Here is a 26136-nt window from a genome sequence, read left to right on the forward strand (position 1 = left end):
CAAGGATGCCCACTGAAATTCTCATGCCCGCCCTCTCTCCCACCATGGAGGAAGGCACGCTGGCGAAATGGCTGGTCAAGGAGGGCGACACCGTCTCCTCCGGCGACCTGATTGCCGAGATCGAGACCGACAAGGCCACGATGGAATTCGAGGCCGTGGACGAAGGTGTCGTCGGCAAGATCCTGATCGCCGAAGGCTCTGAGGGGGTAAAGGTCAACACCCCCATCGCGGTCCTGCTGGAGGATGGTGAAAGCGCTGATGATATCGACACATCAGCGGCAACACCGGAAGCGGCCCCCGCCGCTGACGCGGCTCAGGAGGCGGCCTCCGCAGGGGGCTCCGACGCAACCGCTGCCCCCGCCGCCGCAAGCGCAACCCCTGCCCCGGCGGCACCCGCTGCGGCGGATGGCTCGCGCATCTTTGCCTCGCCCCTGGCGCGTCGCATCGCCGCCGACAAGGGGCTCGACCTTGGGTCGATCAAAGGCTCCGGCCCCCGTGGACGCATCATCAAGGTCGATGTGGAAAACGCCACCGCCGCCCCGAAGGCAGAGGCCAAGGCCGCGCCCGCCGCCGCTCCGGCTGCTGCCGCCGCGCCTGCTGGCCCCTCCGCCGATGCGGTCGCCAAGATGTACGAGGGTCGCACCTTCGAGGAAGTCAAACTCGACGGGATGCGCAAGACCATTGCCGCGCGTCTCACCGAGGCCAAGCAGACCATCCCGCATTTCTACCTGCGCCGCGACATCCAGCTCGATGCGCTGCTGAAATTCCGCTCCCAGCTCAACAAGCAGCTGGAGCCGCGGGGCGTCAAACTCTCCGTCAATGACTTCATCATCAAGGCCGTGGCGCTGGCGTTGCAATCGGTGCCCGATGCCAATGCGGTCTGGGCCGGAGATCGCGTCCTCAAGATGAAAGCCTCCGATGTGGCCGTTGCGGTCGCCATCGAGGGCGGTCTGTTCACACCGGTTCTGCAGGATTCCGATATGAAGTCGCTCTCGGCGCTGTCGGCAGAGATGAAAGACCTCGCCTCCCGCGCCCGCGACCGCAAGCTTGCGCCGCATGAATATCAGGGCGGCTCCTTTGCGATCTCCAACCTCGGCATGTTCGGCATCGACAATTTCGACGCCATCGTGAACCCACCGCATGCAGGCATTCTGGCCGTCGGCTCCGGCGTCAAGAAACCCGTGGTGGGCGCAGATGGCGAACTCACCGTCGCCACCGTGATGAGCGTCACCATGTCGGTGGATCACCGCGTCATCGACGGCGCACTTGGTGCCGACCTCTTGAAGGCAATCGTCGACAATCTGGAAAACCCGATGGTGATGCTGGCCTAAAGCGCAATCCGAAAAGTGGGAACCGGTTTTCGGATCACATTGCGCGCCGAACATGTGGATAGAGCATCGCCCTCGTTGCAAGTTTGCTGGACGATGCTCTAAGCCTCAGGCTCTACCAAAACTGCAAAAGGGCACCAATGGGTGCCCTTTTTCCATTTAATAACAATTACATCCGCACTAACAGAAGGGTAAGATTATTTCCCGCCCAACACTTGGTTCATGCTGACCGAGGGCTGATCGCAACCTGCCTCGCCCACAATCTTGGCCGGCACCCCGGCGACGGTCTTGCAAGGCGGCACCTCTTGCAGCACCACAGACCCCGCCGCAATCCGGGAACAATGACCGATGCGGATATTGCCCAACACCTTGGCCCCGGCGCCGATCAGCACGCCGTCCTCGATCTTGGGGTGGCGGTCCTCTTCTTCCTTACCGGTGCCGCCCAGCGTGACGGAATGCAGCATGGAGACATTGTCGCCCACCACCGCTGTCTCGCCAATGACGATGGAATGGGCGTGGTCGATCATGATGCCCTTGCCAATCTTTGCCGCCGGGTGAATGTCGACACCAAAGATCTCGGAAATCCGCATCTGGAAGAAATAGGCCAGATCCCAGTCGCCCTGCTGCCAGAGCCAATGGCCGACACGGTAGGCCTGCACCGCCTGATAGCCTTTAAAATAGAGGATCGGTTGCAACAGCCGGTGGCAGGCCGGGTCGCGCTCATAGACCGCCATCAGGTCCGCACGCGCCGCCTCAACCAAGGCCGGTTCCGCCTCATAAGCACCATCGACGATCTCGCGCAGGATCACCATCGACATCTCATTGGAACAGAGCTTGGCCGCAATCCGATAGCTCAACGCCTTATCAAGCGCTTTGTGGTGCAAAATACAGGCGTGAATTAGCCCTCCCATCAGGGGTTGTTCGGCGACTGCGGTCTCGGCTTCCTCGGTAATCCGGCCCCACACGGGGTCGATCTGCCTGACGGCCTTATGCGTGTCCAACATCGGCTTGGTCCTTCTGGCGCGGTCGCTCCGCGCAAGCTCCGGGCGAGATACCGGCTTATTCCGGCACCTTGGGTTCCTAACCTATCGATCTATGACGTCAATTGCCAAGCGCAATCCCGTGATGCCCCCCATCATCACGAGAAATGTAACAATGAGGCAAAAACCCTTGTTTACTTACGGCAATTTCCCGCAAACCCTGCGTGAATGCCCGAGATACCCACTTGTCAAGAATCCAATTTCCGGTCAAAAGAGGACTGCAACCTTATACTTTCGAAGTTTCGTCTACCCGACCGCTTTCGACGTTAAGCTGCCGGGTCGCCGCACGTTGCGGGCGACAAAGACCAAAAGGAACTTTGAAAATGGCTAATGGCACCGTGAAGTGGTTCAACTCCACCAAAGGTTACGGCTTCATCGCGGTTGAAGGCCGCTCCAACGACGTGTTCGTGCACATCTCCGCAGTGGAACGCTCCGGTCTGACCGGTCTGGCCGATGGCCAGGCGGTGACCTTCGAGATCCAGTCCGGTCGTGACGGTCGCGAATCCGCATCCGATCTGCAACTGGCCTAAGGGCTGGTTTCGGGGCGCGCGCATTGCCGCCCCGGCACTGATCAATACGATGAACACCCCGGTTGCTGCTCGCGCCGGGGTGTTTTTTTATGCCCACCTGCCACGGCCGCAAGCACCATCTGCAGACAGCGCGCATAGTCGGGATCGCCGGGAAACGGCTCATCCGCCAAAGGAAAACAGCGCGCCGCCCGGTCCAGTGATCCATCGCCCCAGCGCGGATGACAGCGCCCGGTGGCCTCTGTTTGGTGGCGCGCCCGGCTGGCACCCTGCAGGATCACCCGGCACAGGGCCGCCCGTCGCGACGCGGGATGCGCCAGCAATGCACGGGCAAGGCTGCGGATGTCCTCCCACAGGATGGGCCGCAGAATAGCGGGCCTCACGCCAGCACCCATTCCGCCACCGGCCCCGCCCCGTAGCGCGCCGAGACCTGCGCCACCTGCACCACATCGCCTGCACTTGCGCCATCGCTGGCCTGATCTGCCGCGCTATAGGTCCAGTGAGGCGTGGTGACGCGCAGATCGCGCAGCACCGTGCTGCCCGCGCGCACCTGCACGCGGTAGACCTCGGCCTCTTCGCCCAGCGGCACCTCCTCCAGATCCCAGCTGTCGCCCTCGATACGGGTGCGCCTGATCCAGTGAAACGCCATATCCGCCCCCAACGCATGCGAGGTGCGCAGATGCACCGGCGCAAAGGGACGCAAACCATTGCCGTCAAAGGCCGCCGAGAGCGCCACATAGGACGGATCATCATAGGCGCGCCGCGCCGGGCCAAAGCGGTAGTCACGCGACATCCGCCGATCCGACAGCGCCAGATCCAGCTGTTCAACCGCTGCATCCATCAGCACCACAAAAGACCCCGCAGGCCAGAGGTCCGGCATCACACCATCACTGCCGTATTGCCCGCGCAGACGGTCCCGGATCAGGTAGCGGTTCGGTGCGATCAACTCGGCGTCTGTGAACTGGATGACCTCCCAGTTCTCCGGGCTGCCGTCGCCGATCACCAGCCGGTTCGCGCCCCCCAGCACCGACAGAGCCTCCCGGCTCTCCAGCGTGCCCGCGATCAGCTCCACCTCCAGATCCGCGCCGCGATCCCAGCGCCCCACCGGCCCGGCCAACAGGTCCGTTGTGGTCACCCCAACCGTGGCACGGGCGGGCAGCAATTCTTCGAGCATGAAGTCCCCGCCCAGATCCGCAGCATAGAGCGCAACCGCACCCGGCCAGTCCTGCGCCGTGGCACAGACATGCGGTGCATGCGGCACCTCATCCCCGCGCATCAAGGGCAGATCGAGAAACAGCGGCAGCACCGGCGTGGGCGCGGCAAAGGCATCGTTGCGCGGCAGATCCTCCGGCGTGGCCAGCGGCTGGTAGACCACGGGTTCGATGCGCACCGCCTCGAGGATCTGCGCCTCGGCCTGCTCCACCCGGTCCACCCGGTAGCGCGCCGCGCCCTCGCCGTCCTGCCCCGGCAGGCGCACCACATCGCCCGCCGCAACCTCCAGCGCCCGCGAGGGCGGCAGGGCAAAGCGTGCGGTGTCGCGCGAAATCCGCGCCTCCGCCAGCCAGCGCTGCACCACCTGCCGCCCCTCGGCACGGGTCAAGGCCATGGGCAGGTCGTTCTGGCTCACCGCATGGGTGGCCTCATCCGGCAGCACCGCTTCCTCGGCCACGGTATCGTGGCTGCCGCCCCATTCGACAAAGCGCAGCCGCACCCGGCCCATCAGCTCTGCCTCGGGCATGCGGCTTTGTTCCTGATCGCCGTCCATCTCTGGCAGCACCGCCAGCGCATCCGGTTCAAGATCCAATGCGTTCAGCCCATCGCGCAGACGGAAGATCAGCGTGCCGTCACGCTCGATCGCGTCAAACCCGTGGCGCAGCATCAGGGGCTGCAAGGCACTGCGCGCCTCCGCCACGTCATAGACCGCATAGCCGCGAACAATCCCCCAGAGTTGGCTGGCGTCGATCTCCGTCACACCTGCCTCCCGGCAGATCTCCGTCACCACAGAGGCCAGCGTACGCTGCCCCGCGCGCCCGTTGAGCCAATGCCCGCGCGCGTAATTCTCGCCATCGTCCCAGACCTCCACCCGGTTGGGAAAGGCCGGAAAGGGCCGCGCGTCCCAAGCCCAGACATAGGCGTGGCTCAGGTCCACCATCGCGCCGCCATAGCTGCTGGAGGTCGGGTTATGCGCCGCCTCCTGCCAGTATGTCAGCTGTGCGCGCAGATATTGCTGCTGAATCAGATCGTCGCGCAAGCCATTGGAGGCACGCGGCAATTGCGATTCAGAGCTTTTCGGATCAAGGAATTTGTTCGGCTCATTGGTGCCCTTGTCGATGGCCGCACAGCCCAGTTCCGTGAACCAGATCGGTTTGGATTGCGGCACCCAATCGGTGGCAGTCTCGGACCGCACGCCCCCAATCCGATCATGATGCGGCAGCGACCACCAGCTGCGGATGTCCTTGTTGCGATAGATCCACGGCTCATCATAGGCACCATCCGTGATCGGCGTGCGGATCTGCGCCGCCTCGGCCTCGGGAGAATGATAATACCAGTCATAGCCCTCACCGCCCTCGATATTGGCCTGAAGGTAGTCGAGATCATAGATCGCGGGCCACTCCTGCGCGTCGAGATGATCCTCGCCTTCGCGCCAGTCGCTGAGTGGCATGTAATTGTCGATGCCAATGAAGTCGATCTGCGGGTCGGACCACAGCGGATCGAGGTGAAACAGATGGTCGCCCTCCGGCGTCTGATAGCCGAAATACTCCGACCAATCCGCCGCATAGCCCAGTTTGACCTCCGCTCCCAAGAGCGTGCGCACCTCGGTCACCAGATCCTTCAAACCTTCAACAAAAGGAAAGCCGCTCGCCCCCCGGATCTGCGTCAGCCCGCGCAGTTCCGAGCCGATACAGAACGCCTCGACGCCGCCCGCCGCCGCACAAAGTGCTGCGTAATGCAGGATAAATCGGCGAAAGCTCCATTCATCGGGGCCGTGATAGCTCACCTGCCCGTTCGAGATGGTGAAATCGCTGGCCGAGGCCGTGCCGAGAAAGCCTGCGACCTCCGTATCCGCGAGCGCAGTGCCATCCGGGCTACCCGCCAGACCCGGCGCGGTCGAGAGCGTGATCCGCCCCCGCCAAGGCAACACCGGTTGGCCCTCGGCGTTGCTGTAGGGATCGGGCAAATCATTGCCCGCCTGCTGCTCCATCAGGATGAAGGGGTAAAACATCACCCGCTTGCCTTGGGCGTTCAGGTGCTGGATGCCCTGCACCACCGCCTGATCCGCCGGGGTGCCGCCATAAACGGCTGCGCCCGCGTCCTTGATGACCTCGTCCGCGCTGGCCCGGTTGAGCCCCGCCACCTGCCACGGCATCGAGCCATCCGCCAGTTTCTGTTCCACCTTGGGCGCAAGGGTGCAGTCACCACAGCGCAGATCATCGCCAAACCAGCACACCACCATGGACACCGCCTCGGCCTGCGGCAGCTCCTCGGACAGCGCATCGACCGAGGCCACCAGATCGGTGTCCCCGGAGATCTGGTTGATATTGGCGGCTTTCTGCGCGCCGGGCCCGTGCTGCATATAGACCGGCTGGCTGGCCAGACTGTATTCGCCCGTGCCGGGGATCAGCGCCACGCCGGGCACGATCTGCGCCAGATCCTGTTCGTAGGTCTCGCCCGAGAGTTGCTCCGCGCGCAGCACCTCGAATGAGAACTGCGGTACCCGGTTGCCGAACCGCTCCAGATCGAGGTTTTCAAACACCACATAGGCAGTGCCGCGATAGGCCGGCACCTGACCCGCGCCCTCCACCGCCTCCATCAGGGGGTCGGGCAGCTGGTCCTTGCTGCCCCGGTAGACGGTCATATTGAGGTCGCGCAGCGCCACCTCCTCACCATCCGCCCAGACCCGCGACACCCGCGTGATCTCGCCCGCACAGATCGCCACCGCCATCGACAGACTGTAGGAATAGCTGGTGGTGGTGCGTTTGGGCGCAGAGCCCTTGCCGCCCGAGGATGTGGTGGTTGCGGTCTCGACAAACTCCGTCGCCCAGATCACCTGCCCGCCCAACCGCATACGCCCAAAGACCTGCGCCATCGGCTCACCATCGCTGCCGGTGGTGATGCGGAAGCGGTCGACTTTGCCGGTTTCCACCGCAGCACTGCCACTGCCCAAGAGGCGCTCGTCAATGACGCGGCCAAGGCTTGCGCCGACCGCGCGGCCAATGATCGCCGTCGACAGCCCCGCCACAGAGCCGCCGATCGCCCCGCCCACGGCAGACCCTGCCGCTGCCAGTACCAATGTCGCCATGATATGTCCTCCTCAGGGATCGTTGGGGTGGAGAAAGCCCGGGCCGCGGCCCGCACGCTCACTCTGCGGGAAAGGCAAAGCGCGCCACGATGCGCCGCTGCCATGCGGGCGTCAGCGCGCTCTCGACCACGCCATGACCGCTGTAGGCATGGATGAAATGCGTATCATCGCTTTGCAGGCCAAGGTGTTTGGCCACCGCGCCCCCGTGCATGCGAAACAGGATCACCTGCCCCGGCGCGGCATGCTGAACGGGCCGCATATGCCGCAGCGCCGCCCGCCACAGGCGTTCTTCGGTGCCGCGTTCGGCCCAGTCGCGGGTATAGGGCGGCACGGGTTCGGGTTCGCTGCCATAGAGGCTGCGCCAAATGCCCCGGATCAGCCCGAGACAATCGCAGCCCGCACCCCGCGTGGCCCCCTGATGCCGATAGGGCGTGCCCAGCCATTGCCGCGCCACCCATAACGCCTCTGTGTTGATGTCTCGGCTCATCGGCGGCTGCCGCCGGTGTTCTGGCCATTGCGCTTGGGCACCGCCACCATCCAGTCCTCGCCGGGGATGTCGGGAAAGCCCTGATAGTTCACCAGATTGTCGAACTTCAACCGACAGGTGCTCATCCGCTTGTCACAGCCTGCGGTCAGCCGCACCATGTCGCCCGGCTGAACATCGGCGCGGATCGGCTGCCAGAGGGTGATTTCACGACGCTCGCTCATGCTGTCCGACCGGATCGGAGCCCACAGGCCCGCGCCTGCGCCACTCAACACGGTGAGCCGCCCACCGGTGAACCACTCTGGCGCAAACCCATCAAGCGCCCCCCATATGAAATGCTGCCCCTCGTCGATGTTTTCCACTGACACCTCAGTGACATAACCCGCAGTGTTGAGGTCGAATTGACACGCCGCATCCCCGAGAACCGCGCTACAGGGCGTCTGAAACACCCGCCCAAGCGGCTGGTTCAACCCTTCGGTCAAACCACGCAACTCCGCCTCAAACGCGCCGCCTGCACGACGGATCTCGCCCAGAGAGCCGCGAAACTGCAAGGCCCGCTGGCTGGTGTCGGCCCAGTTCACCAGCCACGCCCGCACCTCGGCCCCGTCATAGCGCCCGGATTCAATATCCGCCTCGCGCACCGCATCGGAGCTGAGTGCGCCGAGTGCTTCGCTGTTGTCGACCGCAAGCCCGGTGCTCTGCATCAGGCTGCGCGCCGTGAGGCCGGTTCCGGCGCGGAATGTCACGCCGTCAAAGCTCAGATCCCGGTCATGATCGGTGAACCCCAGCGTTACGCCATCCGCACGGCTCACGGCCCAGGCGCGGCACACCGTGGTGGCCCCGGATTTGAGATGCGTGTTTAAGCCTTCGCGATCCATCACACCCGCACCTCCACCACTGGCACATTCGGGGCCTCGCCCGCCTGAAATGACGCCACCGAGGTCTGGATACGATCCGTGTCAAAGCGGACCGGCACGTCGAACTCAAACCCGGCGCGGATTTCACGTCCGATTTCCGGCACATAAGCCAGCGTCACAACGCCCGTGGTCAGGTCGAGATCATAATCCACACCCTCCACCAGCGCCTCATTGTCGATCCCAAGGCGCACAGTGCCCGCCACGGGTTTGCTGATCGGACGCAGGTATTCATGCGGGCCGGAGCGGTAGCGCTTGGCCAGCTGGAACCTGTTGGTGTCGCCATCACCCAAAGCGATCAGCTGATCCTCGAACGTCACATCCTGACCCGGCAGCGATGACGCATAGTCGGTCCAGTCCTTCCAGCGAAACCCATGAAGCTGGCCCTGACGGGCCTCAAAGAACGCAATCAACGCGGCAATATCCTCAAGACCGCGCAGGCCAAGCCCCGCATCATAACGCCGCCGCGCATGCGCCCATGGGGTGTTGCGCTCCTCATGGCCATTGGCCAGCGTCACCACATCCGTGCGCCGCTCCGGCCCGCCAACAGAGCCAAAGGAGAGCGTCTCCGGGAAACGAACTTCGTGAAAAATCATGGACTTACCCTCCTTACCTATTGCGGTTTCCGCGTGCGAGCATGCGGCTCATCTGGGCGGCGATTTGCCCACGCGAGCGCTGAAACCCGGCCACATCGGGGGTGGTGACATTCATCACCACGGTCGGAGATTTGCCGCCGCCTTGCGTCTTCACCCCAAGGCTGCCGTCATGGCCGCGCGCCAGCGGCAGGATCGCCTCCGGACCCGCTTCGCCCATCAGCCCAAGCCCGCCGCGCATCGGGAAATGCGTGGGCGAAGACACCACGCCACCACGCGCAAAAGGCGTGACCTTGCCCTGACTGAAGGCCGCACCATCGGCAAAGGGCAGGATGCCACCGACCAGCGCGCCGATCCCGTCGCTCACCAACCCGCCGAGGTGATTGGTGACCGGGCGCATGGCGGAGTTGAAGGTGGTGTTGATCATCGTCTTGGCGAGGCTTTCCAGCGCATCGCTCAGACTGTCGCCATCCACCACCAGATCCTTCATCGCGCGCCGCAACCCCCGGCTGAGGCCGGTTTCAAAATCCGCCGCATCGGCTTGGGTCGCGGCAAAGGCCGCGCGCACCCGGTCCATCTCGGCGGTGAACTGCGCCGCCATCCCGGCAGCATCGCCAAGGCTGTCCTCCAGCGGCCCCGCCTGGGATTCAAAGTCGGAATCTGTCGTGTTTGCCATGGGTTACTCCGGTTGGTTCACGTCGTTGGTCTGATCCGGGAACTGCGTCATCAGATGGCTCAGGCGGTCGCGGTCCATGGGTGGTGTGCTGGCATCAAGGTTCAGCATCAGCCGCAGCTCTGCCGGGGTCAGCTGCCAGAACTCGCGCGGGGTCAGCCGCAGCCCCAGCATCCCGGCCCGCATCAGGGCGGGCCAGTCCAGCATTGCCGCACGGCTCATGCATCCCCCGCAGGCAGCGCGAAACTCAGCGCCAGCAATTGGGCCGCGACCTTGGTGGCCTGCATCACGCCGCCCTCGATCTCGGCCTGCGCCAGATCTTCGCGGCTGATCTCAGACCCGCCACCACGCAGCCCCGCCGTCAGAAGCGCCAGCATGTCTCGCGAGGAAAACCGTCCCGTTTCAAAGCGTTGCACCAGGGAGATCAAGTCGCCCTCGCCCAGTTCCGCCTCCAGTTCCGCCAGCGCGCCCAGTGTCAGCTTCAGCATGTGCGGCTGACCGTTGAGCACCAGTGTCACTTCGCCTGCATAGGGGTTCGCCATGGCTTAGGCCGCCGTAAAGGTCAGCGCACCGGCAGAGGCCAGCGACAGCTCATAGGTGGCCTCGCCATTGTGGCTGCCCGCGTACTCCAGCGCTGTGACTTGGAACGGCCCCTCGACGGTGCCGAAATCCGGGATCACCACCTGAAACGCCGGGGTCTCGCCATCAAAGAACAGCTGCCGCGCGCGTTCGTCAGTGTCGGCATCGCGAAACACGCCCGAGCCCGAGAGGTTTGCCGAGCGCACGCCCGCACCGCCCAACAGCTCGCGCCAGCCGCCCGCACTGTCGAGACTGGTCACATCGACGCTCTCGGCGTTGAAGCTGATACGGGTGGCGCGCAGGCCTGCGATGGTGGTGAAACTGCCAGTGCCGGTCATATCCACCTTGATCAGGAGATCCTTGCCGTTTTGAGCACTCATGGGTGAGGTCCTTCTGCTAATGCGTTGAATTTCAGTCAGGAGTCTTCGAGACGTGCGGAAAACCGCAGCGCGATGGAGCGATCCCCGTTGCTCAGCCGTTTGGCGTTGGCGCGGTCGAACCACAGCCCCACCAGGTGCCCGCGCGTCAGGGTCAGCGGCGCATCCACCAGAGCGTCAGAGATCACCGCCGCTGCTCGTTTGGCGGCGCTGAACCCGGCTGCATTGGCCACCACGGTCACGGTAAAGCGATGCAGCGCGCCGCCGCCTGTGACATCGGACCGATCCCGCACGCTCTCAGCGCCGAGGGTCACATAGATCCCCGGCAACGTGCCCGCAGGCAGCATGTCGTAGATCGCCGTGCCGACCTCTGCCGCCAACGCGGCATCGCCGATCAGGTGCTGGTAGACGGCGGTTTGCAGGCTGTGAGACAGCGCATAGGTCATGTGGCCAGCTCCTCTGTTGCGAAACAAATGAGGTAACGCCCGTCCATGTCGCGCTCTGCCACGGCGTCGATCTTGTAGATGCGGCTGCCTTCGCGAAACCGCTGGTCCGGTTTGGGGCGCGCTGGAGATCCCACAGGGGCGGCCCGCAGGGTGATCCGATAGCGTTGCAGCGAGACGGAGGTGCCGCGTCGGCCACTCTCGCGGCCCGTCAGCGCGTCAACCTCGGCCCAGTGCTGGCCCAGCTCAACCCAGGTGATGTCAAATCCCCCGGCGCCATCGCTGGTCGCTTGCGGGTCTTCCAGACGCAATGGGCGGTTCAGTCGCGGCGCGCTCATGAGTGCACCCCGCTCCGGGGCAGGCTCAGGCGTGGCATCCGGTGCCGGTCCAACAGGCTCGCCACGCCAAAGGGCATGCAGCCCGCATGCAGCGAGGTGTCATCGCGATACTCGTAATAATGCGCCGCCAGCAGCATCACCGCCTGCGCGAGATCAGCCGGAAGCGCATCCCATGTGGCGGCCATCCCGGCGGTGAAGCGGATCACCGCGCCGCCCCCCGAGGGCATCATTGGCCAGACTGCCGCACGCGGCGTCAGGCGCGGAGCATGGGCGTCGGGCGCCAGCGCATAGGCCGCCTCAGGCACCTCCGTCTCCGCGCCGGTCTGATCCACCAGCGCCACCTGCGAAACGGTCGAGACCGGCGCCACCGGCAGCTCCACCACGCCGGGCCAGGCATTGAGCCGCCACTCGTAGTTGCGTGTCAACAGCGCCTTGTTGGTGCGCGCCTCGATCGCCGCGAGGCTGGCGCGCAAGAAGGCCAGAAGCACCGCGTCCTGCAAGGCCTCCTCGCCAAAGCCGGTGCCCAGACGCAGATGCGCCTTGAAGGCCGCGAGCGGCAAAATGCTGTCGGGCAGCGGGGTCAGTTCGTGCAAAATCATCGGCTCTCTCCGCTGAAAATCTGTCTCCCTCACGCGGTCTCTGCCGCGCCGTCCATTGGACGGGTGCGCACCGGGTCTGCCGCTCGGACGGAGGGAGCAGCTGGACGACAAACCCATGAGGCGCGCACCCGCCGACGGAGCCGGGCTGCCGGCCCCGTCATCCGGGTCTAAGCGCTTAGCTCAGCCCGAATTTCATCAGCTTGATCGCGGCAAAATCACTCACGTCGCCGCCCACCCGCTTGGTGGCGTAGAACAGCACATGCGGCTTGGCGGAAAACGGGTCGCGCAGGACGCGCAGGTCCGGACGTTCGGCAATGGTGTAGCCTGCGCCAAAGTCGCCAAAGGCAATCGACAGGCTGTCAGAGGCCACATCCGGCATGTCCTCGGCCACCAGCACCGAATAGCCCATCAGCCGCGCAGGCTCGCCCGCCGCAAGACCATCGGACCACAGGAAGCGGCCATCGGCGTCCTTCAGCTTGCGGATCAGGCCGGCGGTTTTGGAGTTCATCACAAAACTCGCCCCGGCGCGGTAGCGCGCGTCCAGCGCATAGACCAGGTCGATGATCGCATCCGCCGAGCCGATATCGCCGTCGCTGCCGGTGGCGACATAGCCGATATTGCCCCAGCTCCAGCTGTCATTGTCCACCGTGGGATGGGTCAGGATGCCGGTGGGCTTGTCGATCCCATCGCCAGAGATAAAGCTCTGCGCCTCAGCGCGGGCGAATTTGTCGGCGATCCGGCTCGCAAGCCAGCCCTCGATGTCAAAGGCGCTGTCATCCAGCAGTCGTTGCGACGCCTTGGGCAGCGCCGAAAGCTCATGCAGCGGGATCACGATGCGATCAATCGACGGCGTGCCGGTTTCCGTGACCGAGCCGGTCTCGGTGGCCCAGCCCGCGCCGACATCGGAATGGTCGATCAGCACGTCAAAAGACGTCGCCTCCACATTGACCACCGAGGCTACCGCACGGATCGAGGCGGTGGATTGCAGCACCGATTTCACCACATCCGAGGTCTGCGGGTCGACAAGGAAACCGCCATCGGAATTCACCGCCGTGGACATGGCCTTGCCCTCAAGGTCAAGGCCGCGAAAGCCCTCCTCGTCGCCATGGCGCAGATAGGCTTGCATGGCCTTTTGATGCGGCGCGCCATCTACCTCCGCCGCCGCCAGATGCGGCCGGGCCGCGGTTTGGGTTTTACGATCCAACATGGTCATACGCTCTTCCGTCTGTTTGAGTTTCTCGGTCACGTCGTCTTGGAACCCCTTGAAATGCTGCACGAATTGCGAAACGGCCTGTTTCACTTCCGTGGCCACATTCTGCGGCGGGGTCGCCGCATCCTCGGGCGCGTGGCCCGTGAATGGATGATCTGTCATCTCTGGTCCTCTTTCGGGGGTTAGGGTCTGGTGGCCGCGCGCAGGGCGTCAGCGAGGGCGCGCAGGCCCGCATCGGAGGCGTCGGATTTCGCCGCCTCCGCCTCGCGCCGGGCAAGCCGCGACAGCCGGGCCGAGGGCAACATCGGGAAGGTCACCAGCGACACCTCCCAGAGCTGCAGTTCCTCCAGCCGCCGGTGGCCTTCCTTGTCGCGGGTCGCCTTGACGGTGCGATAGCCGATCGACAGCCCCTCGATGGCCCCGGCGCGCACCAGGGCGGCGGCCTCTGCGCCTTTCTGGGTCTCTGTGAGGATGCGCCCTTTGACGCGCAGGCCGGTGTCGTCCTCAAGGATCTCGTCCCAAACGCCGATGGGGTGGCTCGGGTCATGCTGCCAGAGCATCTTGACCTTGCTGCCGCGCGCCTGATGCGCCGCCAATGATGCCGCATAGGCGCCACGGGTGACGATATCCTTGCCCTGATCGGGGGCACCAAAGAGGCTCGCATAGCCTTCGATCACCTCGTCCGCAGTCAGGGACAGCGCCTCGCCAAAGCGGGCGAATTTGGTCTCGAGCCGGGGCTCATGATCTGTCAGCATCACGCTCTACCTTTCTGAAATGTCTTGATTATCGCTCAGGGCAACTGCACCGACAAAAAGCCCTGAAAGGCCTGCGCAAGGATCACGGCAGCAACGCCGTAGACGGTGATCCAGAGCCGTTTTTCCAGCCGCTCCATCATCCGTTCCATCCGATCCAGTCGCCGATTGAGCGCCTCCTGACGGATTTCGCTCACGCGTTCATGGGCACTCAGTCGCTGGCTTGGGGCGCAGTCAAAGGGGGGCAACGGGTCGTCAGTCATCCGGCCCCTCCACGCTGCGCGGCGGCAGGCCCAGCATCTGGCGCTTCTCAGCCTCCGTCAGGAAATCCGCCTGTGTGACGCGCCGCCACTGCGCCTCGCGTTCGGTACTGAGGGCCTGCACCTGATCGAGATCCGGTTTCAGCTCCAGGACCTCGGTGCCAAACCGCATCAGCCAGTCGGAGAGTTTCGCCGCCACCCGCATCGCCAAGGGCAACACCGCCAGGCGATAGAACGCGCGGTTGGCCTCTTGGTAGTTGGCATAGGTGGCATCGCCCGGAATGCCGAGGAGCATCGGCGGCACCCCAAAGGCCTGCGCAATCTCGCGCGCGGCGCTGTCCTTGGTGCGGTGGAATTCCATATCGGAGGGGCTGAAGCCCATTTGCTTCCAGTCCAGACCACCCTCCAACACCATGGGCCGTCCGGCATTGCGCGCGCCCTGAAAATTGGCCTCGATCTCCTCGGAGAGGCGGCGGAACTGGTCGTCGCCCATCTGCCCCAGCCCGTCCGATCCGGTCCAGACCAACGCGCCAGAGGGTTGCGCGGCATTGTCCAGCAGGGATTTTGACCAGCGCGCGGCGGCGCCATGCACCTCAACCGCGGTGGCGGCGGCCTGAAGCGGCGCCAGACCATAGTGATCGTCCAACGGATGAAAGCTCTTGAGGTGGCAGATCGCAGGGCGCGCGGGATCTATCGCAAAGCGATGTGTCTTGCCGCCCACCGCATAGTCATAGCCCACCGGCCAGCCATCGCCGCCCGGCACCACCCGCATGCGATCCGAGCGCAGGATGTGCAGTTCCACCGGCCAGCCCTCATCAGAGGCGACCGCCTCGATATAGGCATTGCCCGACAGGAGCAGGTTGGCATAGAGCGCCTCCAGCATCTCTGCCCGCGCCTGCGCCGCATTGGGGCGCGACAGCAGCGAGAGCAGCGGGTGGCTGTCATAACGCGCATCCGTGCTCTGCAGCACCAATGGCAGCGCGGCGGCGGCCTCGGCGATGAGTTTCACCGCGCGGTGGCCAACCGGGTTGCCCAGAAACCCCGCTCGGGTCAGAGAGACAGTGTCACGTGGCCCCCAGGCGGCCTGCGTGCCATTGCCCATGGGCAGCACCCGCGCCGCAGCGCTGGCCTTTTGCGACGGGGCCGCAGCCACCGTCTGATCCAATCGCCCCGTCTTGCGTCGCAGCAGGTCAAAGACCATGGTGCACTCCTTTGCCGTTCCGGTTTCGCCTTGGGCCGATGCCCGTCGTGTTGGAAAACAATCTGCCACAGGGGTTTGAACATCCCGCCAGCAGGGCGCACGCCGGGGGCGCAACACCCTGCGCCAACCATCTGATAGAAAAGCAAAACGCCCGCGCGAGGCGGGCGTTTCACCGGTTTAATTTGGGATAGCTCGTGCCCTAGAGACGACGGATCTTGGGGCAGCGATGCTGCTCTGCCGGGCCGATAATCAGCGCATGCAGCGCCCAGACCAGCGCATCCACGCGGTCGGGAGAGCCATCGCCGCGATAGCCCTGCGCCGTCATCAGGCACATCTGCTCCTCCAGCTCTTGCAGGCCCGGTGCATGATGCACGCGTCCCTGCTCATAGAGCGCCGCCACGGGTTCGGCGCGTGCCACCTTGCCTTTACTGGCGTGGACCGGCGTAAAGGGCACCAAGGGATCAACCTGCCGTAACACGGTGCCCACCAAGGCGCCGCCCTGATTGACCTCGGCCACCAGCCGCTCAGCCCGGTAGGCATCCCGCGCGGCAATCGCGGCGCGCGCCCAGCCGGTTGGCCCCAGTCCCTGCACCGTGTGATCGGCCAGCACATAGGCGCGCCACTCGGAAATCGGCCCCTGTGTCTGTGCCCCGGCGACAATGATACCGCAGGCATCCGAGCCCTTATGCGCACTCACCGACGGGTCCACCGCCACCACAATCCGATCGAGGGGCGGTCTGTCGCGACGCTGGAGCTGCTCCAGCATGCCAGAGGTCCAGAGTGCGCCATCCACATCCGCCAGCATCACGCCGTCCAGCTCTTGCCGCGCCAGTCGCGATCCACCGTAGCGGGCCCGGACTTCCGTCAAGAAACCGGCCGCGAGGTTGGCGCGGTTGGCCTCGGTGGGCGCATGGGTAGTGACGGTCGAGGGGCTCTCCAGCAGCTGTTTCAGCAGCGGCACATTGCGCGGGGTCGTGGTGACACAAACGCGCGGCGCGGCACCCAGACGCAGGGCGAATTGCAGCATGTCCCAGGCATCCTGCGCGCGTCGCCATTTCGCCAGCTCGTCCACCCAGGCGGCGTCAAACTGCGGCCCGCGCAACGCCTCGGGGTCGGAGGCGGAAAACGCCTGCGCGGTGGCTCCATTGGGCCAGACCAGCCTGCGTTCGCCCGCGCGCCACTCCGGGCGGCGGTCCGGCGGCGAGCAGGCAAGGATGCCGCTGTCGCCTTGGATCATAACGTCGCGCACCTGATCGTAGGTCTCGCCCACCAGCGCCATGCGACGCGCGCGACCGATGCCAAAAGGCTCTGCCCCCTCCACCTCGGATCGCACCCATTCGGCACCGGCGCGGGTCTTGCCCGCGCCGCGCCCGCCCAGGATCACCCAGGCGCGCCAATCGCCCGGAGGGGCGCATTGATGCGGCAACGCCCAGAGGTCGAACACATAGGGCATTGCTGCCAGAGTGTGGTCATCCATCTCCTCCAACCAGATCTGCGTCATGAAGCGCGGCACAGAGGCCAGCCAAGCGGCGCTCGATCTCATCGCGGGCGGCACAGAGGTCGAAAGCCACCATGCGGGCGGCACCAGGGGCGTCTTTGCGGTCGACAAGGGTTTTCTCCACTTTCTGGATGTCACGGATCAGGCCATCGAGCTTGGCAATCTGCGGCTTGAGCTGCGCGGTGTCGGGGTTGATGTCCTGTTCTGCCTCGAACTGGGCGAGGTAATCCTCGCTAATTCGGCGCGCACGCCGCAGGCTGTCGTGCAAAGAGCGCAAGAGATCAGAGCTGATCTCGATCAGCTCTTCGGGGGTCTGTGCTGTCATGGGAAAACGGCCTCGTCTCAAAACGATCCGATTGGAGAAACGGGAGGCTAGGATCATTGACCCGTCCAGGTCCTGCGATCCTTGCCCCCACGTTTTCCAGCTGCCGAGAATGGTTTTACAAGACGTAAATGAACATCACCTCAAACCACCGCCCGCTAGGGGCGCAACGGCTGATGCGAGGCTCTGCCTCGCGCTCCGGGATATTTGCGGGTTAGAAGAGGTTGAATGTCACGCCCCCTAACTTCTTCTAACAAGAAATATCCCGGGGGGTGAGGGCTTTGCCCTGCAAAGCACGAGGGGGGCAGCGCCCCCCTCATGTCGTTAGTTGTTGTTGCGCTGCGCTTCGATTTCGCGCCACTTGGCCACGTTGCGATTATGCTCTTCGAGCGTTTCAGCAAACGCATGCCCGCCGGTGCCATCAGCCACAAAGAACACATAATCGGTCTGATCCGGGTTCACCGCCGCCACAAGGCTCTCAAGGCCCGGGTTGGCGATTGGTGTCGGCGGCAGACCTTCGATCACATAGGTATTCCAAGGCGTGACACCGCGCAGCTCACTTTGGCGCAGACCACGGCCCAGCACACCTTCGCCCTTAGTGACGCCATAGATCACCGTGGGGTCAGTTTGCAGGCGCATGCCACGCTTCAGGCGGTTGGTGAAGACCGAGGCCACCACACCGCGTTCCGCAGCTACGCCGGTTTCTTTCTCGATGATCGAGGCGAGGATCAGCATCTCTTCGGGGGTTTCGACGGCCGCATCCGGGCTGCGCGCCTCCCATGCGTCTTTGATACGTTTGTCCTGACGCGCTTTCATTTCCGCAAGGATCGCCTCGCGCGAGGTGCCGGGGCGTATCTCGTAGCTATCCGGCGCGAGGCTGCCTTCGGCGGGGCGACTGCCGGGCTCTCCTTCGAGGATGTCCATGGCTTTCAGAGATTCGACAACCTGCCAGCTGGTCACACCTTCGGCGAGTGCGATGCGATAGCGCGTGTCGGCCTCGGATTTTTTCTCCGTATAGACCGCAGGGGTTTCATCCACGCCGGGCACAAATTCCGCGCGTTCCACAAACGCGTTGGTTGCGGGGTCCAGCTCGCGCACCTCAGCCAACACGCGGGTCACGCCGACGCGGTACACGATCTCCGTGCCGCAGGTCGAGGCACCGCCACGGGTGATCTGATCGACGATGCCTTCCATCGAGGCACCGGGCTCAACCAGATAGCTGCCCGCTTTGAGATGCTGCGCTTTTTCCGAGTATTTCACCCCGATGCGAAAGATGGTGCCGCTGGAGACAACGCCATCATCCTCAAGCCGGCGCGAGACCCGCGCCATATTGGTGCCACCGGGAACCTGAAAGCAGATTGCCTCCGTCAGGGGACCCTCAGAGGTATACTCGTTCTTGCCCCACAGGATCACACCCGCGAAGAGGAACAGGCCGACGATCAGGATCGTCAGCATGTTCGAGGCCAGACTGCGCCACATATCAGTCGCTCACTTTCCCGAAGATCACCGAGGCATTGGTGCCGCCAAAGCCGAAGGAGTTCGACAGCGCCACGTTGATCTCGCGTTCGCGTTTTGCATTGGGGGCCAGATCGACCGGGGTCTCCACCGCGGGGGTGTCGAGGTTGATGGTCGGCGGCGCCACCTGATCGCGGATCGCGAGGATGGAGAAGATCGCCTCGATCGCGCCCGCCGCGCCCAGGAGGTGGCCGGTGGCGGATTTGGTCGAGGACATGGTGGCGTTCTGCGCGTGATCGCCCAGCAGACGCTCGACCGCGCCCAGTTCGATGGTATCCGCCATGGTGGAGGTGCCATGCGCGTTGATATAGTCGATGTCCGCCGCGCTCAGCCCCGCATTGGCCAGGGCTGCCCGCATCGAGCGCTCGCCGCCCTCGCCGTCCTCGGAGGGGGCGGTGATGTGGTAGGCATCACCCGACAGACCATAGCCCAGAACCTCGCCATAGATCTTGGCACCGCGGGCCTTGGCGTGTTCGTATTCCTCCAGCACCACGATGCCGGCGCCCTCGCCCATGACAAAGCCGTCACGGTCCGCATCATAGGGGCGCGAGGCCTTGGTGGGATCATCGGCATATTTGGTCGACAGCGCCTTGCAGGCGTTGAAGCCCGCGATGCCGATCTCGCAGATCGCCGCCTCGGCACCGCCTGCGATCATCACATCCGCATCACCGGATTTGATCAGGCGGGAGGCATCGCCAATGGCATGCGCACCGGTGGAACAGGCGGTCACGACCGAATGGTTCGGCCCTTTAAAGCCGTGGCGGATGGAGACCTGGCCGGAGATCAGGTTGATCAGCGCGCCCGGGATAAAGAAAGGAGACACGCGACGCGGGCCTTTTTCCTTAATCATCACGGCCGTGTCGGCAATGGAGCTGAGCCCGCCGATACCGGAGCCGATCATCACGCCGGTGCGCAGACGATCTTCTTCCGCTTCAGGCGTCCAGCCTGCGTCCTTAACGGCCATCTCTGCGGCGGCAATGCCATAGAGAATGAAGTCATCGATCTTCTTCTGATCTTTCTTCACCACCCAATCGTCGGGGTTGAAGGTGCCATTGCTGCCATCGCCGCGGGGAACCTCGCAGGCATAGGTGGTTGTCACGCCGCTGGCCTCTGCATCAAACAGGGTGATGGGGCCCGCGCCGGACTGTCCGTCCAGAAGACGTGCCCAGGTTTCCTCAACCCCGGATGCCAGGGGGGTCACCAGGCCCAGTCCGGTAACTACTACTCGACGCATTCCTTGCTCTCCTTAGCACTTCAGGCAATTTGCCCACCCAAATAGCTTGGAATGACCAAAGGGCGCAAGGGCGGGAAGGCGTCAGGGCCATTCCGGCACATTTGCGTTAAATCTCGCTCAACTTTCCACAGCCCGTAAGGCTTTGGTAACACGAATGCGCGACAGTGATCCTAGGACGAAGCAACGATCCCGGGTTCCCATATGGCGCTCTCTCAAGAAAACAGGCCGTAGGCGAATAACTTGCCTGCGGCCTGTGATATTTTAGAGAGGGATTTCGGCACCGCACAGAGGGGGTACCGAGAGATCAGAGAAACTCTGCCACAGGTTCCGGGTCCGGCTGGGCCGTCGCCAGCGCCTCTTCCAGCGTGATTGTCTTGTTGAACAAAGCCCGCCCCACCAAGGCACCTGCGATATTGGGCAGGTATTTCAAACGCGATATATCATCGGCGCTGCGCACCACACCGCTGGCAATCACCGGTGAATGGGCTTCGCTCGCCAATGCGGAAATCAGCCCCAATTGTGCGTCCAGATCGCTCATATCGCTGTCGATGTCGGTCACCAGAATGCCCGCAAACGGCGCGTTGCCAAACGCTTTGACAAAGGCTTCGGGCGTCCATGCCCCCGCTTTGCGCCAGCCCTCGGTCATCACCTGCCCCTGCCAGACATCCACCGCGAGCAAGATCTGATCCGGATAATATTTCGCGAGCTCCGCCACCGCAGCAGGATCATAGGCTGCCATGGTGCCAATCACCACGCGTCCGACGCCCTTCTCGATCCAGTATTCCGCCTGTTCGCGTGAGCGGATGCCTCCGCCAAGCTGGATTGGCAGCCCCGCCGTTCGAATGAGATCCTCGACCAAAGCCTGATTGCTGTCGTCGCCCTGCAGCGCATTAAAATCGGTCAGATGCATCCACTCTGCGCCCGCCTCGGCAAAGCCCTTCGCGGTCTCCACCGGATCCACATGCCAGATCATGGGCGCGTCCAAATTGCCTTTGTCGAGCGTCACGCAGCGCCCGTCCAGAAGTTCCATCGTGGGATAAATCATCATGCGCCGTCATCTCCGATCTGTTTCATAATGATTATGAGTGTAGCACGATGTTGGCACATTTCGAAACGTGGCCCGCGTGCTGAGAGCGCCCGAGGCGCGCGGCACCAAACAGAAAGCGGCGCTTTCCATCAGGAAAGCGCCGCCTCTTCAATCACGAAATCGTGAGGTCTCTTGGAAGGGTCCGATTAGGACGCTTCGGAGATGAACTTCACTGCGTCGCCGAAGGTTTGGATGGTCTCGGCCGCGTCGTCCGGGATCTCGATGCCGAACTCTTCTTCGAACGCCATGACCAGCTCAACGGTGTCGAGGCTGTCTGCGCCGAGGTCGTCGATGAAGGAGGCGCTCTCGGTCACCTTGTCTTCTTCCACACCCAGGTGCTCTACAACGATCTTTTTCACGCGATCTGCGACGTCGCTCATGTCTATTCCTCGTTTTTTACAGGGCTCTCGCCCGGTTCTGCCCTTGCCCACTCGGGAAGGTTGGTTGTTGCCCAAGCGGGCGGTGGGGTCCCCGTTCGGAAACAGGGGCGCGGTGGCACAGCGAGACGCCTGCCAACACGTAAGATGGGGGGCCTATAGCACAGACACAAGCCGACGCAAATGATTTCCAATATCTTAAGCGCCTTTGCAGGTGCCGCATTTTCGGGCGCGCGTCCCCTGCCCCAAAGAGCAGAAACAGCGCCGCAGCGCGACAGGTTCACTGCGGTTTTACAGCTGCCGTTACGTCATGCAAACGCTTGAAAACACGAAAAAAGCCGCGTTGTTTCCAACGCGGCTTTGACGAATACGACCGGGCAGCGATCAGAGCATCGCCATGCCACCGTTCACATGCAGCGTGGTGCCGGTCACATAAGCGGCCTCTTGCGACGCCAGATAAAGCACGGCGGCGGCGATCTCTTTCGAATCCCCCATACGGCCTGCCGGAATCTGGCTGAGGATCGTGTCTTTTTGGGTGTCGTTGAGCTTGTCGGTCATCGCGGTGGCAATGAAACCGGGCGCAACCGCGTTCACGGTGATGCCGCGGTTTGCGACCTCATAGGCCAGCGATTTGGACATGCCGATCATACCGGCCTTGGAGGCGGCATAGTTGCCCTGACCGGGGTTACCCGTAGCGCCGACGATGGAGGAGATATTGACGATGCGGCCCCAGCGCGCCTTCATCATGCCGCGCAGCACGCCCCGGCATAGGCGCATGGTGGAGGTGAGGTTCACGTCCAGAACACTCTGCCATTCCTCGTCCTTCATCCGCATGAAGAGGTTGTCCTTGGTGATGCCGGCGTTGTTGATCAGGATATCAACGGAGCCCATGACTTCGGCGGCTTGCTTGGGCAGCGCCTCAACGGCCTCGGCGTCGGAGAGGTTGCAGGTTACCACATGCGCCCGTTCGCCAAGCTCCTCGGCCAACGCGTGCAGCGGGTCGGGCCGGGTGCCGGACAGCGCAACAGTCGCCCCCGCTGCGTGGAGAGCGCGCGCAATGTCGCCACCGATGCCACCGGATGCGCCTGTGATCAGCGCGTTCTTACCTGTCAGATCAAACATGTCTGTCTCTTCCTTATGGATTATGCGCCGCTCACGGCCTTGACGTCGGCGTCGGTGCCGACCTGTTTGGAGACCAGGGCGCGGTCGATCTTGCGGATCATGCCCGAAAGCGCCTTGCCCGCGCCGATTTCCCAGAACTCTGTGACGCCCTTCGCGGCCATCGCCTGCACGCTCTCGCGCCAGCGCACGGACCCTGTGACCTGCTCCACCAAAAGGGCGCGGATGGTGTCTGGGTCTGTGACCGCATCGGCGCGCACATTGGCGATCAGCGGCACCGCAGGCGCCTTGATCTCCACGCCTGCAAGTGCCTCGGCCATCACATCGGCGGCGGGCTGCATCAAGGCGCAGTGGAAGGGGGCGGAGACCGGCAGCATCACCGCGCGTTTGGCGCCTTTCTCCTTGGCGATCTCGGCGGCACGCTCCACCGCGGCCTTGTGGCCGGAGACCACCACCTGCGTGGGATCATTGTCATTGGCGGCCTGCACAACCTCGCCCTCGGCGGCGGCCTCGACGGCGACGGCTTTCACCGTTTCAAAGTCCAGCCCCAAAAGCGCTGCCATTGCGCCAACACCGACCGGCACGGCGCTTTGCATCGCCTGCCCCCGGGTACGCAACAGGCGCGCCGTGTCGGCTAGGCTGAGCGCGCCGGAGGCGGCCAGCGCCGAATATTCGCCCAAGGAATGACCGGCTACAAAGGCGGCCTTTTCAATCGAAATGCCTTCGGCCTCCAGCGCGCGCATCGCGGCCATGGAGGTCGCCATCAAGGCAGGCTGGGCGTTTTGCGTCAGGGTCAGGGTCTCGATATCGCCCTCCCAGATCAGGCTGCTCAGGCTCTCGCCGAGGGCTGCGTCCACCTCGTCAAAGACCGCTTTGGCCGCCGGGTAGGCATCGGCCAGCGCCTTGCCCATTCCGATGGTCTGGGCCCCTTGGCCGGGAAAAACGAAAGCGATCGACATGGCTGTCCTCATTCATAAAACTGTCTTTCGGGCTGGTTTAGCGACCCAAGGGAAGGCACACAAGCATTTCACGTCAATGAAATATGCCGAAACCCGCGCGATGACAGCACAGGTGCAGATCAACTGTGCATGAGCGAAGACAGTGCGTTCTTGCGCCCCGCCTGCGCGTCACTACCTTGGGGAAAACCCGCCAGACCTTACATCAAGGACCGATCCTCCATGTCTCGCCAGAACACAGATCAGAGCTACGGCTCCATCACCAAGACCTTTCATTGGTTGACCGCGCTCCTGATCCTGAGCGCCTTTCCTCTGGGCTATTTCGCCACTGAGCTGGCAGAGCAGATCCAAAGCAGCGGCTTTGATGGCTCTCAAGCGGTGATCGCGCGCGCCACGCTTTTGTTTTCGCTTCACAAAACTCTTGGTGTTGCGGTGTTTTTCACCGCGCTTTTGCGCATCCTCTGGGCAATCACGCAGGAAAAGCCGGGGCTTTTGCACCCCAATCGCAAACTGGAAGCCTGGGCTGCGGAAACTGCGCATTGGGTCCTCTATGGTGCGATGGTGATTGTGCCGTTCTCGGGCTGGATACATCACGCAGCCACCGATGGCTTTGCTCCGATCTGGTGGCCGTTTGGGCAAGACCTGCCGATGGTGCCAAAATCCGAACTGGTGTCTAAGCTGTTCAGCACCATCCATTTCTACGCCATGCTCCTGTTGGGTGCGGCGATCCTTGCCCATGTGGCGGGAGCCCTGAAACACCATGTTCTGGACAAAGACAGCACGTTGCTGCGGATGCTGCCCGGCCGCCGCGCGCTGCCACAACCGCCCGCACAGACGCATTCTGCCCTGCCGTTCCTATCTGCTCTGCTGGTTTGGGCCGGGGTGCTTGCGGGCAGCAGCGCGCTCTATTTCAGCGCGTCCGATAAAGGCACGACTGCCGCTCCTGCCCTGCGCGAAACCGTCGAAGGCTCCGGCTGGAGCGTTGAAAGCGGCAACCTCGGCATCGAAGTGGTGCAGATGGGCAGCACGGTGAGCGGCAGTTTTGCCGACTGGAACGCCAAGATCGCCTTTGAAGAACCCGCAGCCCCCGGCCCAGCCGGTGAGGTTGAGGTCACCATTGCCATCCCGTCGCTGACGCTTGGATCGGTAACAGATCAGGCGATGGGCCCGGATTACTTTGATGCAGAGACCTATCCAAGCGCCACATTTGCAGCCGAGATCGTACAGATTGAAGACAGCCAATATGAGGCGCGCGGCACGCTCACCATCCGGGATCAGACGGTGCCGACCACCCTGCCCTTCACGCTCGACCTTGAGGGTGACACTGCCACCATGAGCGGACGCACCGAGGTGAACCGGCTCGATTTCAACGTCGGCACGGGCACGCAGGACGAAGCAACGCTGGCCTTCGGCGTCAATATCACCGTCGATCTGGTCGCCCGCCGCGCCCAATAGGCCCACGCTCACACAAGACCGCCGCGCGAACCTTGATGGTTTGCGCGGCGGCTTTTGCAGATCGTATCTTGCGAATTAGTGGCCGAGATACTGTGTTCCGAGGGTTTCGCGGTAACGCTCCGCCCATGCGCTGTTGATCGCCTCAATGGCCCCTTCGGCGTCGGCCTCCGCAAAGCAGCGATTGAAATCCTCTGCCAATTGCGCGTCGCGGAAGTTCATCCCATAGCTTGAGGGCTCAAAGATCGCCTGAAAGGTCACACCCTGATTGGGGTCAAACATCAGATCTCCGGATTGTTCGCGCAGCTGGCGATTATATTCGGCGAAAATCATGCCATCACCCACCACCGCATCGACGCGTTTGCCAAAGATCATACGGCTCTGACCGATCTGATCCGCCACTTCCTTGTAGCTCTTGAAGCTTGAAGCTGCGTCCTTCAACCCCGGCAGAATGTCTGAGGCGCCCATAAAGGCGATTACAGAATGGCCCGCGAGCGCGGCCAGATCGCCATAAGTGTTGCCCGCATCCGTCAGGAAAGACACACCGTTTTGGTACTGGATGTAGACGTCGCTCTGATGGCCGCCGAGCGGCATCCCCACGGGCACGGTGGCCACCGCATCACCGGTGCCACTGGCATAGGTTTTCCAGTGGCGGGTGAAGGGCTGGATCTCAAAGGAGACAGTATGGCCGCAACGCTCCATCACGGTGGAAATAATCTCGGCTTCGCGCCCGCTGCCATCCGCATTGAACATGGGCGGCAAGTCTCCGGCGAGGATGGTGATCTCGTCAGCAGTGGCAACCGCCGGGCTCTGAAACAGAGCCAGCGAAAGCGCGGCAGCAAAATAGGTGGCTTTATACATCAAATGGCTCCTGAACGGATGGCTGTGATTTCTAAGTGAAGTCACGATCCGCTGGACGAGCTAACGCTGGCTTAACGCAAACCCTCGAAATTTTGAC

The 26136-nt window shown here is 63.4% G+C and carries 29 protein-coding genes; 3 read left to right on the forward strand and 26 right to left on the reverse strand.

Annotated elements, in window-relative coordinates; all coding sequences use genetic code 11:
- Nucleotides 1–5: 5 nt before the first annotated feature.
- Nucleotides 6–1331 (forward strand): pyruvate dehydrogenase complex dihydrolipoamide acetyltransferase, encoded by a 1326-nt coding sequence (locus tag QNI81_RS07550; RefSeq protein WP_283966116.1) that lies wholly within the window; start codon nucleotides 6–8, stop codon nucleotides 1329–1331.
- 194 nt (nucleotides 1332–1525) lie between these two features.
- On the opposite strand, the gene cysE is transcribed toward QNI81_RS07550, so the two are convergent.
- Nucleotides 1526–2332, reverse strand: a complete 807-nt coding sequence (gene cysE / locus QNI81_RS07555) for a serine O-acetyltransferase (RefSeq protein WP_005633353.1) — start codon at nucleotides 2330–2332, stop codon at nucleotides 1526–1528.
- 359 nt (nucleotides 2333–2691) lie between these two features.
- Between cysE and QNI81_RS07560 the strand changes: the two genes are divergently transcribed.
- Nucleotides 2692–2898 carry a cold-shock protein gene (locus tag QNI81_RS07560; RefSeq protein ID WP_009178753.1) on the forward strand — a complete coding sequence of 69 codons (207 nt, stop codon included), beginning with the start codon at nucleotides 2692–2694 and terminating at the stop codon, nucleotides 2896–2898.
- Nucleotides 2899–2939: 41 nt separating this feature from the next.
- Here QNI81_RS07560 and QNI81_RS07565 read toward each other — a convergent pair whose 3' ends face one another.
- The 24 genes from QNI81_RS07565 to fabD form a co-directional block, all read right to left on the reverse strand.
- A complete protein-coding gene (locus QNI81_RS07565; RefSeq protein ID WP_283966117.1) occupies nucleotides 2940–3278 on the reverse strand; it encodes a DUF7742 family protein in 339 nt (112 codons plus the stop codon).
- Nucleotides 3275–7195: a baseplate multidomain protein megatron gene (locus QNI81_RS07570; protein ID WP_283966118.1), complete on the reverse strand. Its 3921-nt coding sequence runs from the start codon at nucleotides 7193–7195 to the stop codon at nucleotides 3275–3277. The genes QNI81_RS07565 and QNI81_RS07570 overlap by 4 nt, the downstream gene beginning before the upstream one ends.
- Nucleotides 7196–7253: 58 nt before the next feature.
- On the reverse strand, nucleotides 7254–7682 hold the full coding sequence (locus QNI81_RS07575) for an NlpC/P60 family protein (protein WP_283966119.1): 429 nt from the start codon (nucleotides 7680–7682) through the stop codon (nucleotides 7254–7256).
- On the reverse strand, nucleotides 7679–8557 hold the full coding sequence (locus QNI81_RS07580; RefSeq protein ID WP_283966120.1) for a phage/gene transfer agent baseplate hub protein: 879 nt from the start codon (nucleotides 8555–8557) through the stop codon (nucleotides 7679–7681). The genes QNI81_RS07575 and QNI81_RS07580 overlap by 4 nt, the downstream gene beginning before the upstream one ends.
- Entirely contained in the window at nucleotides 8557–9189 is a 633-nt protein-coding gene (locus QNI81_RS07585; RefSeq protein ID WP_283966121.1) for a phage distal tail protein, Rcc01695 family, read from the reverse strand. Before QNI81_RS07585 ends, QNI81_RS07580 begins: the two co-directional genes overlap by 1 nt.
- A 13-nt stretch (nucleotides 9190–9202) precedes the next feature.
- A complete protein-coding gene (locus QNI81_RS07590; protein WP_283966122.1) occupies nucleotides 9203–9862 on the reverse strand; it encodes an RcGTA-type gene transfer agent tail tape measure protein in 660 nt (219 codons plus the stop codon).
- A 3-nt stretch (nucleotides 9863–9865) separates the two neighbouring features.
- Nucleotides 9866–10081 carry a rcc01693 family protein gene (locus QNI81_RS07595; RefSeq protein WP_046002129.1) on the reverse strand — a complete coding sequence of 72 codons (216 nt, stop codon included), beginning with the start codon at nucleotides 10079–10081 and terminating at the stop codon, nucleotides 9866–9868.
- A complete protein-coding gene (locus QNI81_RS07600; RefSeq protein ID WP_283966123.1) occupies nucleotides 10078–10401 on the reverse strand; it encodes a gene transfer agent family protein in 324 nt (107 codons plus the stop codon). The genes QNI81_RS07595 and QNI81_RS07600 overlap by 4 nt, the downstream gene beginning before the upstream one ends.
- 3 nt (nucleotides 10402–10404) lie before the next feature.
- The gene (locus tag QNI81_RS07605; protein ID WP_011538405.1) at nucleotides 10405–10818 is read right to left on the reverse strand and encodes a phage major tail protein, TP901-1 family; all 414 of its coding nucleotides are present in this window, start codon (nucleotides 10816–10818) and stop codon (nucleotides 10405–10407) included.
- A 35-nt stretch (nucleotides 10819–10853) separates the two neighbouring features.
- Nucleotides 10854–11261 (reverse strand): DUF3168 domain-containing protein, encoded by a 408-nt coding sequence (locus QNI81_RS07610; RefSeq protein ID WP_283966124.1) that lies wholly within the window; start codon nucleotides 11259–11261, stop codon nucleotides 10854–10856.
- On the reverse strand, nucleotides 11258–11596 hold the full coding sequence (locus tag QNI81_RS07615; RefSeq protein ID WP_046002126.1) for a head-tail adaptor protein: 339 nt from the start codon (nucleotides 11594–11596) through the stop codon (nucleotides 11258–11260). The genes QNI81_RS07610 and QNI81_RS07615 overlap by 4 nt, the downstream gene beginning before the upstream one ends.
- The gene (locus QNI81_RS07620; RefSeq protein ID WP_283966125.1) at nucleotides 11593–12195 is read right to left on the reverse strand and encodes a head-tail connector protein; all 603 of its coding nucleotides are present in this window, start codon (nucleotides 12193–12195) and stop codon (nucleotides 11593–11595) included. The genes QNI81_RS07615 and QNI81_RS07620 overlap by 4 nt, the downstream gene beginning before the upstream one ends.
- A gap of 175 nt (nucleotides 12196–12370) precedes the next feature.
- Nucleotides 12371–13567 carry a phage major capsid protein gene (locus QNI81_RS07625; RefSeq protein ID WP_283966126.1) on the reverse strand — a complete coding sequence of 399 codons (1197 nt, stop codon included), beginning with the start codon at nucleotides 13565–13567 and terminating at the stop codon, nucleotides 12371–12373.
- A gap of 20 nt (nucleotides 13568–13587) precedes the next feature.
- Nucleotides 13588–14160, reverse strand: coding sequence for an HK97 family phage prohead protease (locus QNI81_RS07630; protein ID WP_283966127.1), 573 nt, complete (start codon nucleotides 14158–14160; stop codon nucleotides 13588–13590).
- Nucleotides 14161–14195: 35 nt separating this feature from the next.
- Nucleotides 14196–14420, reverse strand: coding sequence for a GTA head formation protein, RCAP_rcc01685 family (locus tag QNI81_RS07635; protein ID WP_239319763.1), 225 nt, complete (start codon nucleotides 14418–14420; stop codon nucleotides 14196–14198).
- Nucleotides 14413–15618: a phage portal protein gene (locus QNI81_RS07640; RefSeq protein WP_283966128.1), complete on the reverse strand. Its 1206-nt coding sequence runs from the start codon at nucleotides 15616–15618 to the stop codon at nucleotides 14413–14415. The genes QNI81_RS07635 and QNI81_RS07640 overlap by 8 nt, the downstream gene beginning before the upstream one ends.
- Nucleotides 15619–15817: 199 nt before the next feature.
- Entirely contained in the window at nucleotides 15818–17095 is a 1278-nt protein-coding gene (locus QNI81_RS07645) for a DNA-packaging protein (RefSeq protein ID WP_283966129.1), read from the reverse strand.
- A complete protein-coding gene (locus QNI81_RS07650) occupies nucleotides 17088–17441 on the reverse strand; it encodes a ubiquitin family protein (protein WP_283966130.1) in 354 nt (117 codons plus the stop codon). Before QNI81_RS07650 ends, QNI81_RS07645 begins: the two co-directional genes overlap by 8 nt.
- A gap of 321 nt (nucleotides 17442–17762) precedes the next feature.
- Nucleotides 17763–18917, reverse strand: a complete 1155-nt coding sequence (gene mltG / locus QNI81_RS07655) for an endolytic transglycosylase MltG (protein ID WP_283966131.1) — start codon at nucleotides 18915–18917, stop codon at nucleotides 17763–17765.
- Nucleotide 18918: 1 nt separating this feature from the next.
- Entirely contained in the window at nucleotides 18919–20187 is a 1269-nt protein-coding gene (gene fabF / locus QNI81_RS07660; RefSeq protein WP_283966132.1) for a beta-ketoacyl-ACP synthase II, read from the reverse strand.
- 304 nt (nucleotides 20188–20491) lie between these two features.
- Nucleotides 20492–21235 carry a 1-(5-phosphoribosyl)-5-[(5-phosphoribosylamino)methylideneamino]imidazole-4-carboxamide isomerase gene (locus QNI81_RS07665; RefSeq protein WP_283966133.1) on the reverse strand — a complete coding sequence of 248 codons (744 nt, stop codon included), beginning with the start codon at nucleotides 21233–21235 and terminating at the stop codon, nucleotides 20492–20494.
- Nucleotides 21236–21420: 185 nt separating this feature from the next.
- A complete protein-coding gene (locus QNI81_RS07670) occupies nucleotides 21421–21654 on the reverse strand; it encodes an acyl carrier protein (RefSeq protein WP_005645147.1) in 234 nt (77 codons plus the stop codon).
- Between the two features lie 381 nt (nucleotides 21655–22035).
- On the reverse strand, nucleotides 22036–22773 hold the full coding sequence (gene fabG, locus QNI81_RS07675; protein ID WP_283966134.1) for a 3-oxoacyl-[acyl-carrier-protein] reductase: 738 nt from the start codon (nucleotides 22771–22773) through the stop codon (nucleotides 22036–22038).
- A gap of 20 nt (nucleotides 22774–22793) precedes the next feature.
- Nucleotides 22794–23729: an ACP S-malonyltransferase gene (gene fabD, locus QNI81_RS07680; protein WP_283966135.1), complete on the reverse strand. Its 936-nt coding sequence runs from the start codon at nucleotides 23727–23729 to the stop codon at nucleotides 22794–22796.
- 219 nt (nucleotides 23730–23948) lie between these two features.
- Between fabD and QNI81_RS07685 the strand changes: the two genes are divergently transcribed.
- Nucleotides 23949–25181, forward strand: a complete 1233-nt coding sequence (locus QNI81_RS07685) for a cytochrome b/b6 domain-containing protein (protein WP_283966136.1) — start codon at nucleotides 23949–23951, stop codon at nucleotides 25179–25181.
- 75 nt (nucleotides 25182–25256) lie between these two features.
- Here the strand turns inward: QNI81_RS07685 and QNI81_RS07690 are convergent, their stop codons facing one another.
- Nucleotides 25257–26039, reverse strand: a complete 783-nt coding sequence (locus tag QNI81_RS07690; RefSeq protein ID WP_065325838.1) for a transporter substrate-binding domain-containing protein — start codon at nucleotides 26037–26039, stop codon at nucleotides 25257–25259.
- Nucleotides 26040–26136 lie beyond the last annotated feature (97 nt).

Origin of the sequence: Tritonibacter sp. AK171, from assembly GCF_030127025.1 — a bacterium.
Lineage (GTDB): Bacteria > Pseudomonadota > Alphaproteobacteria > Rhodobacterales > Rhodobacteraceae > Epibacterium > Epibacterium mobile.

Bases quoted from the DNA above. Each gene is read 5' to 3' on its own strand.
- QNI81_RS07645 (WP_283966129.1), bottom strand. From the start codon at position 17,095: ATGGATGACCACACTCTGGCAGCAATGCCCTATGTGTTCGACCTCTGG.
- QNI81_RS07685 (WP_283966136.1), top strand. From the start codon at position 23,949: ATGTCTCGCCAGAACACAGATCAGAGCTACGGCTCCATCACCAAGACC.
- QNI81_RS07595 (WP_046002129.1), bottom strand. From the start codon at position 10,081: ATGAGCCGTGCGGCAATGCTGGACTGGCCCGCCCTGATGCGGGCCGGG.
- QNI81_RS07550 (WP_283966116.1), top strand. From the start codon at position 6: ATGCCCACTGAAATTCTCATGCCCGCCCTCTCTCCCACCATGGAGGAA.
- fabG (WP_283966134.1), bottom strand. From the start codon at position 22,773: ATGTTTGATCTGACAGGTAAGAACGCGCTGATCACAGGCGCATCCGGT.
- mltG (WP_283966131.1), bottom strand. From the start codon at position 18,917: ATGTGGCGCAGTCTGGCCTCGAACATGCTGACGATCCTGATCGTCGGC.
- QNI81_RS07610 (WP_283966124.1), bottom strand. From the start codon at position 11,261: ATGACCTATGCGCTGTCTCACAGCCTGCAAACCGCCGTCTACCAGCAC.
- QNI81_RS07605 (WP_011538405.1), bottom strand. From the start codon at position 10,818: ATGAGTGCTCAAAACGGCAAGGATCTCCTGATCAAGGTGGATATGACC.
- cysE (WP_005633353.1), bottom strand. From the start codon at position 2,332: ATGTTGGACACGCATAAGGCCGTCAGGCAGATCGACCCCGTGTGGGGC.
- QNI81_RS07600 (WP_283966123.1), bottom strand. From the start codon at position 10,401: ATGGCGAACCCCTATGCAGGCGAAGTGACACTGGTGCTCAACGGTCAG.
- QNI81_RS07670 (WP_005645147.1), bottom strand. From the start codon at position 21,654: ATGAGCGACGTCGCAGATCGCGTGAAAAAGATCGTTGTAGAGCACCTG.
- QNI81_RS07650 (WP_283966130.1), bottom strand. From the start codon at position 17,441: ATGACAGCACAGACCCCCGAAGAGCTGATCGAGATCAGCTCTGATCTC.
- QNI81_RS07575 (WP_283966119.1), bottom strand. From the start codon at position 7,682: ATGAGCCGAGACATCAACACAGAGGCGTTATGGGTGGCGCGGCAATGG.
- QNI81_RS07560 (WP_009178753.1), top strand. From the start codon at position 2,692: ATGGCTAATGGCACCGTGAAGTGGTTCAACTCCACCAAAGGTTACGGC.
- QNI81_RS07620 (WP_283966125.1), bottom strand. From the start codon at position 12,195: ATGATTTTGCACGAACTGACCCCGCTGCCCGACAGCATTTTGCCGCTC.
- QNI81_RS07585 (WP_283966121.1), bottom strand. From the start codon at position 9,189: ATGATTTTTCACGAAGTTCGTTTCCCGGAGACGCTCTCCTTTGGCTCT.
- QNI81_RS07690 (WP_065325838.1), bottom strand. From the start codon at position 26,039: ATGTATAAAGCCACCTATTTTGCTGCCGCGCTTTCGCTGGCTCTGTTT.
- QNI81_RS07625 (WP_283966126.1), bottom strand. From the start codon at position 13,567: ATGACAGATCATCCATTCACGGGCCACGCGCCCGAGGATGCGGCGACC.
- QNI81_RS07580 (WP_283966120.1), bottom strand. From the start codon at position 8,557: ATGGATCGCGAAGGCTTAAACACGCATCTCAAATCCGGGGCCACCACG.
- QNI81_RS07635 (WP_239319763.1), bottom strand. From the start codon at position 14,420: ATGACTGACGACCCGTTGCCCCCCTTTGACTGCGCCCCAAGCCAGCGA.
- fabF (WP_283966132.1), bottom strand. From the start codon at position 20,187: ATGCGTCGAGTAGTAGTTACCGGACTGGGCCTGGTGACCCCCCTGGCA.
- QNI81_RS07665 (WP_283966133.1), bottom strand. From the start codon at position 21,235: ATGATGATTTATCCCACGATGGAACTTCTGGACGGGCGCTGCGTGACG.
- QNI81_RS07615 (WP_046002126.1), bottom strand. From the start codon at position 11,596: ATGAGCGCGCCGCGACTGAACCGCCCATTGCGTCTGGAAGACCCGCAA.
- QNI81_RS07570 (WP_283966118.1), bottom strand. From the start codon at position 7,195: ATGGCGACATTGGTACTGGCAGCGGCAGGGTCTGCCGTGGGCGGGGCG.
- fabD (WP_283966135.1), bottom strand. From the start codon at position 23,729: ATGTCGATCGCTTTCGTTTTTCCCGGCCAAGGGGCCCAGACCATCGGA.
- QNI81_RS07590 (WP_283966122.1), bottom strand. From the start codon at position 9,862: ATGGCAAACACGACAGATTCCGACTTTGAATCCCAGGCGGGGCCGCTG.
- QNI81_RS07630 (WP_283966127.1), bottom strand. From the start codon at position 14,160: ATGCTGACAGATCATGAGCCCCGGCTCGAGACCAAATTCGCCCGCTTT.
- QNI81_RS07640 (WP_283966128.1), bottom strand. From the start codon at position 15,618: ATGGTCTTTGACCTGCTGCGACGCAAGACGGGGCGATTGGATCAGACG.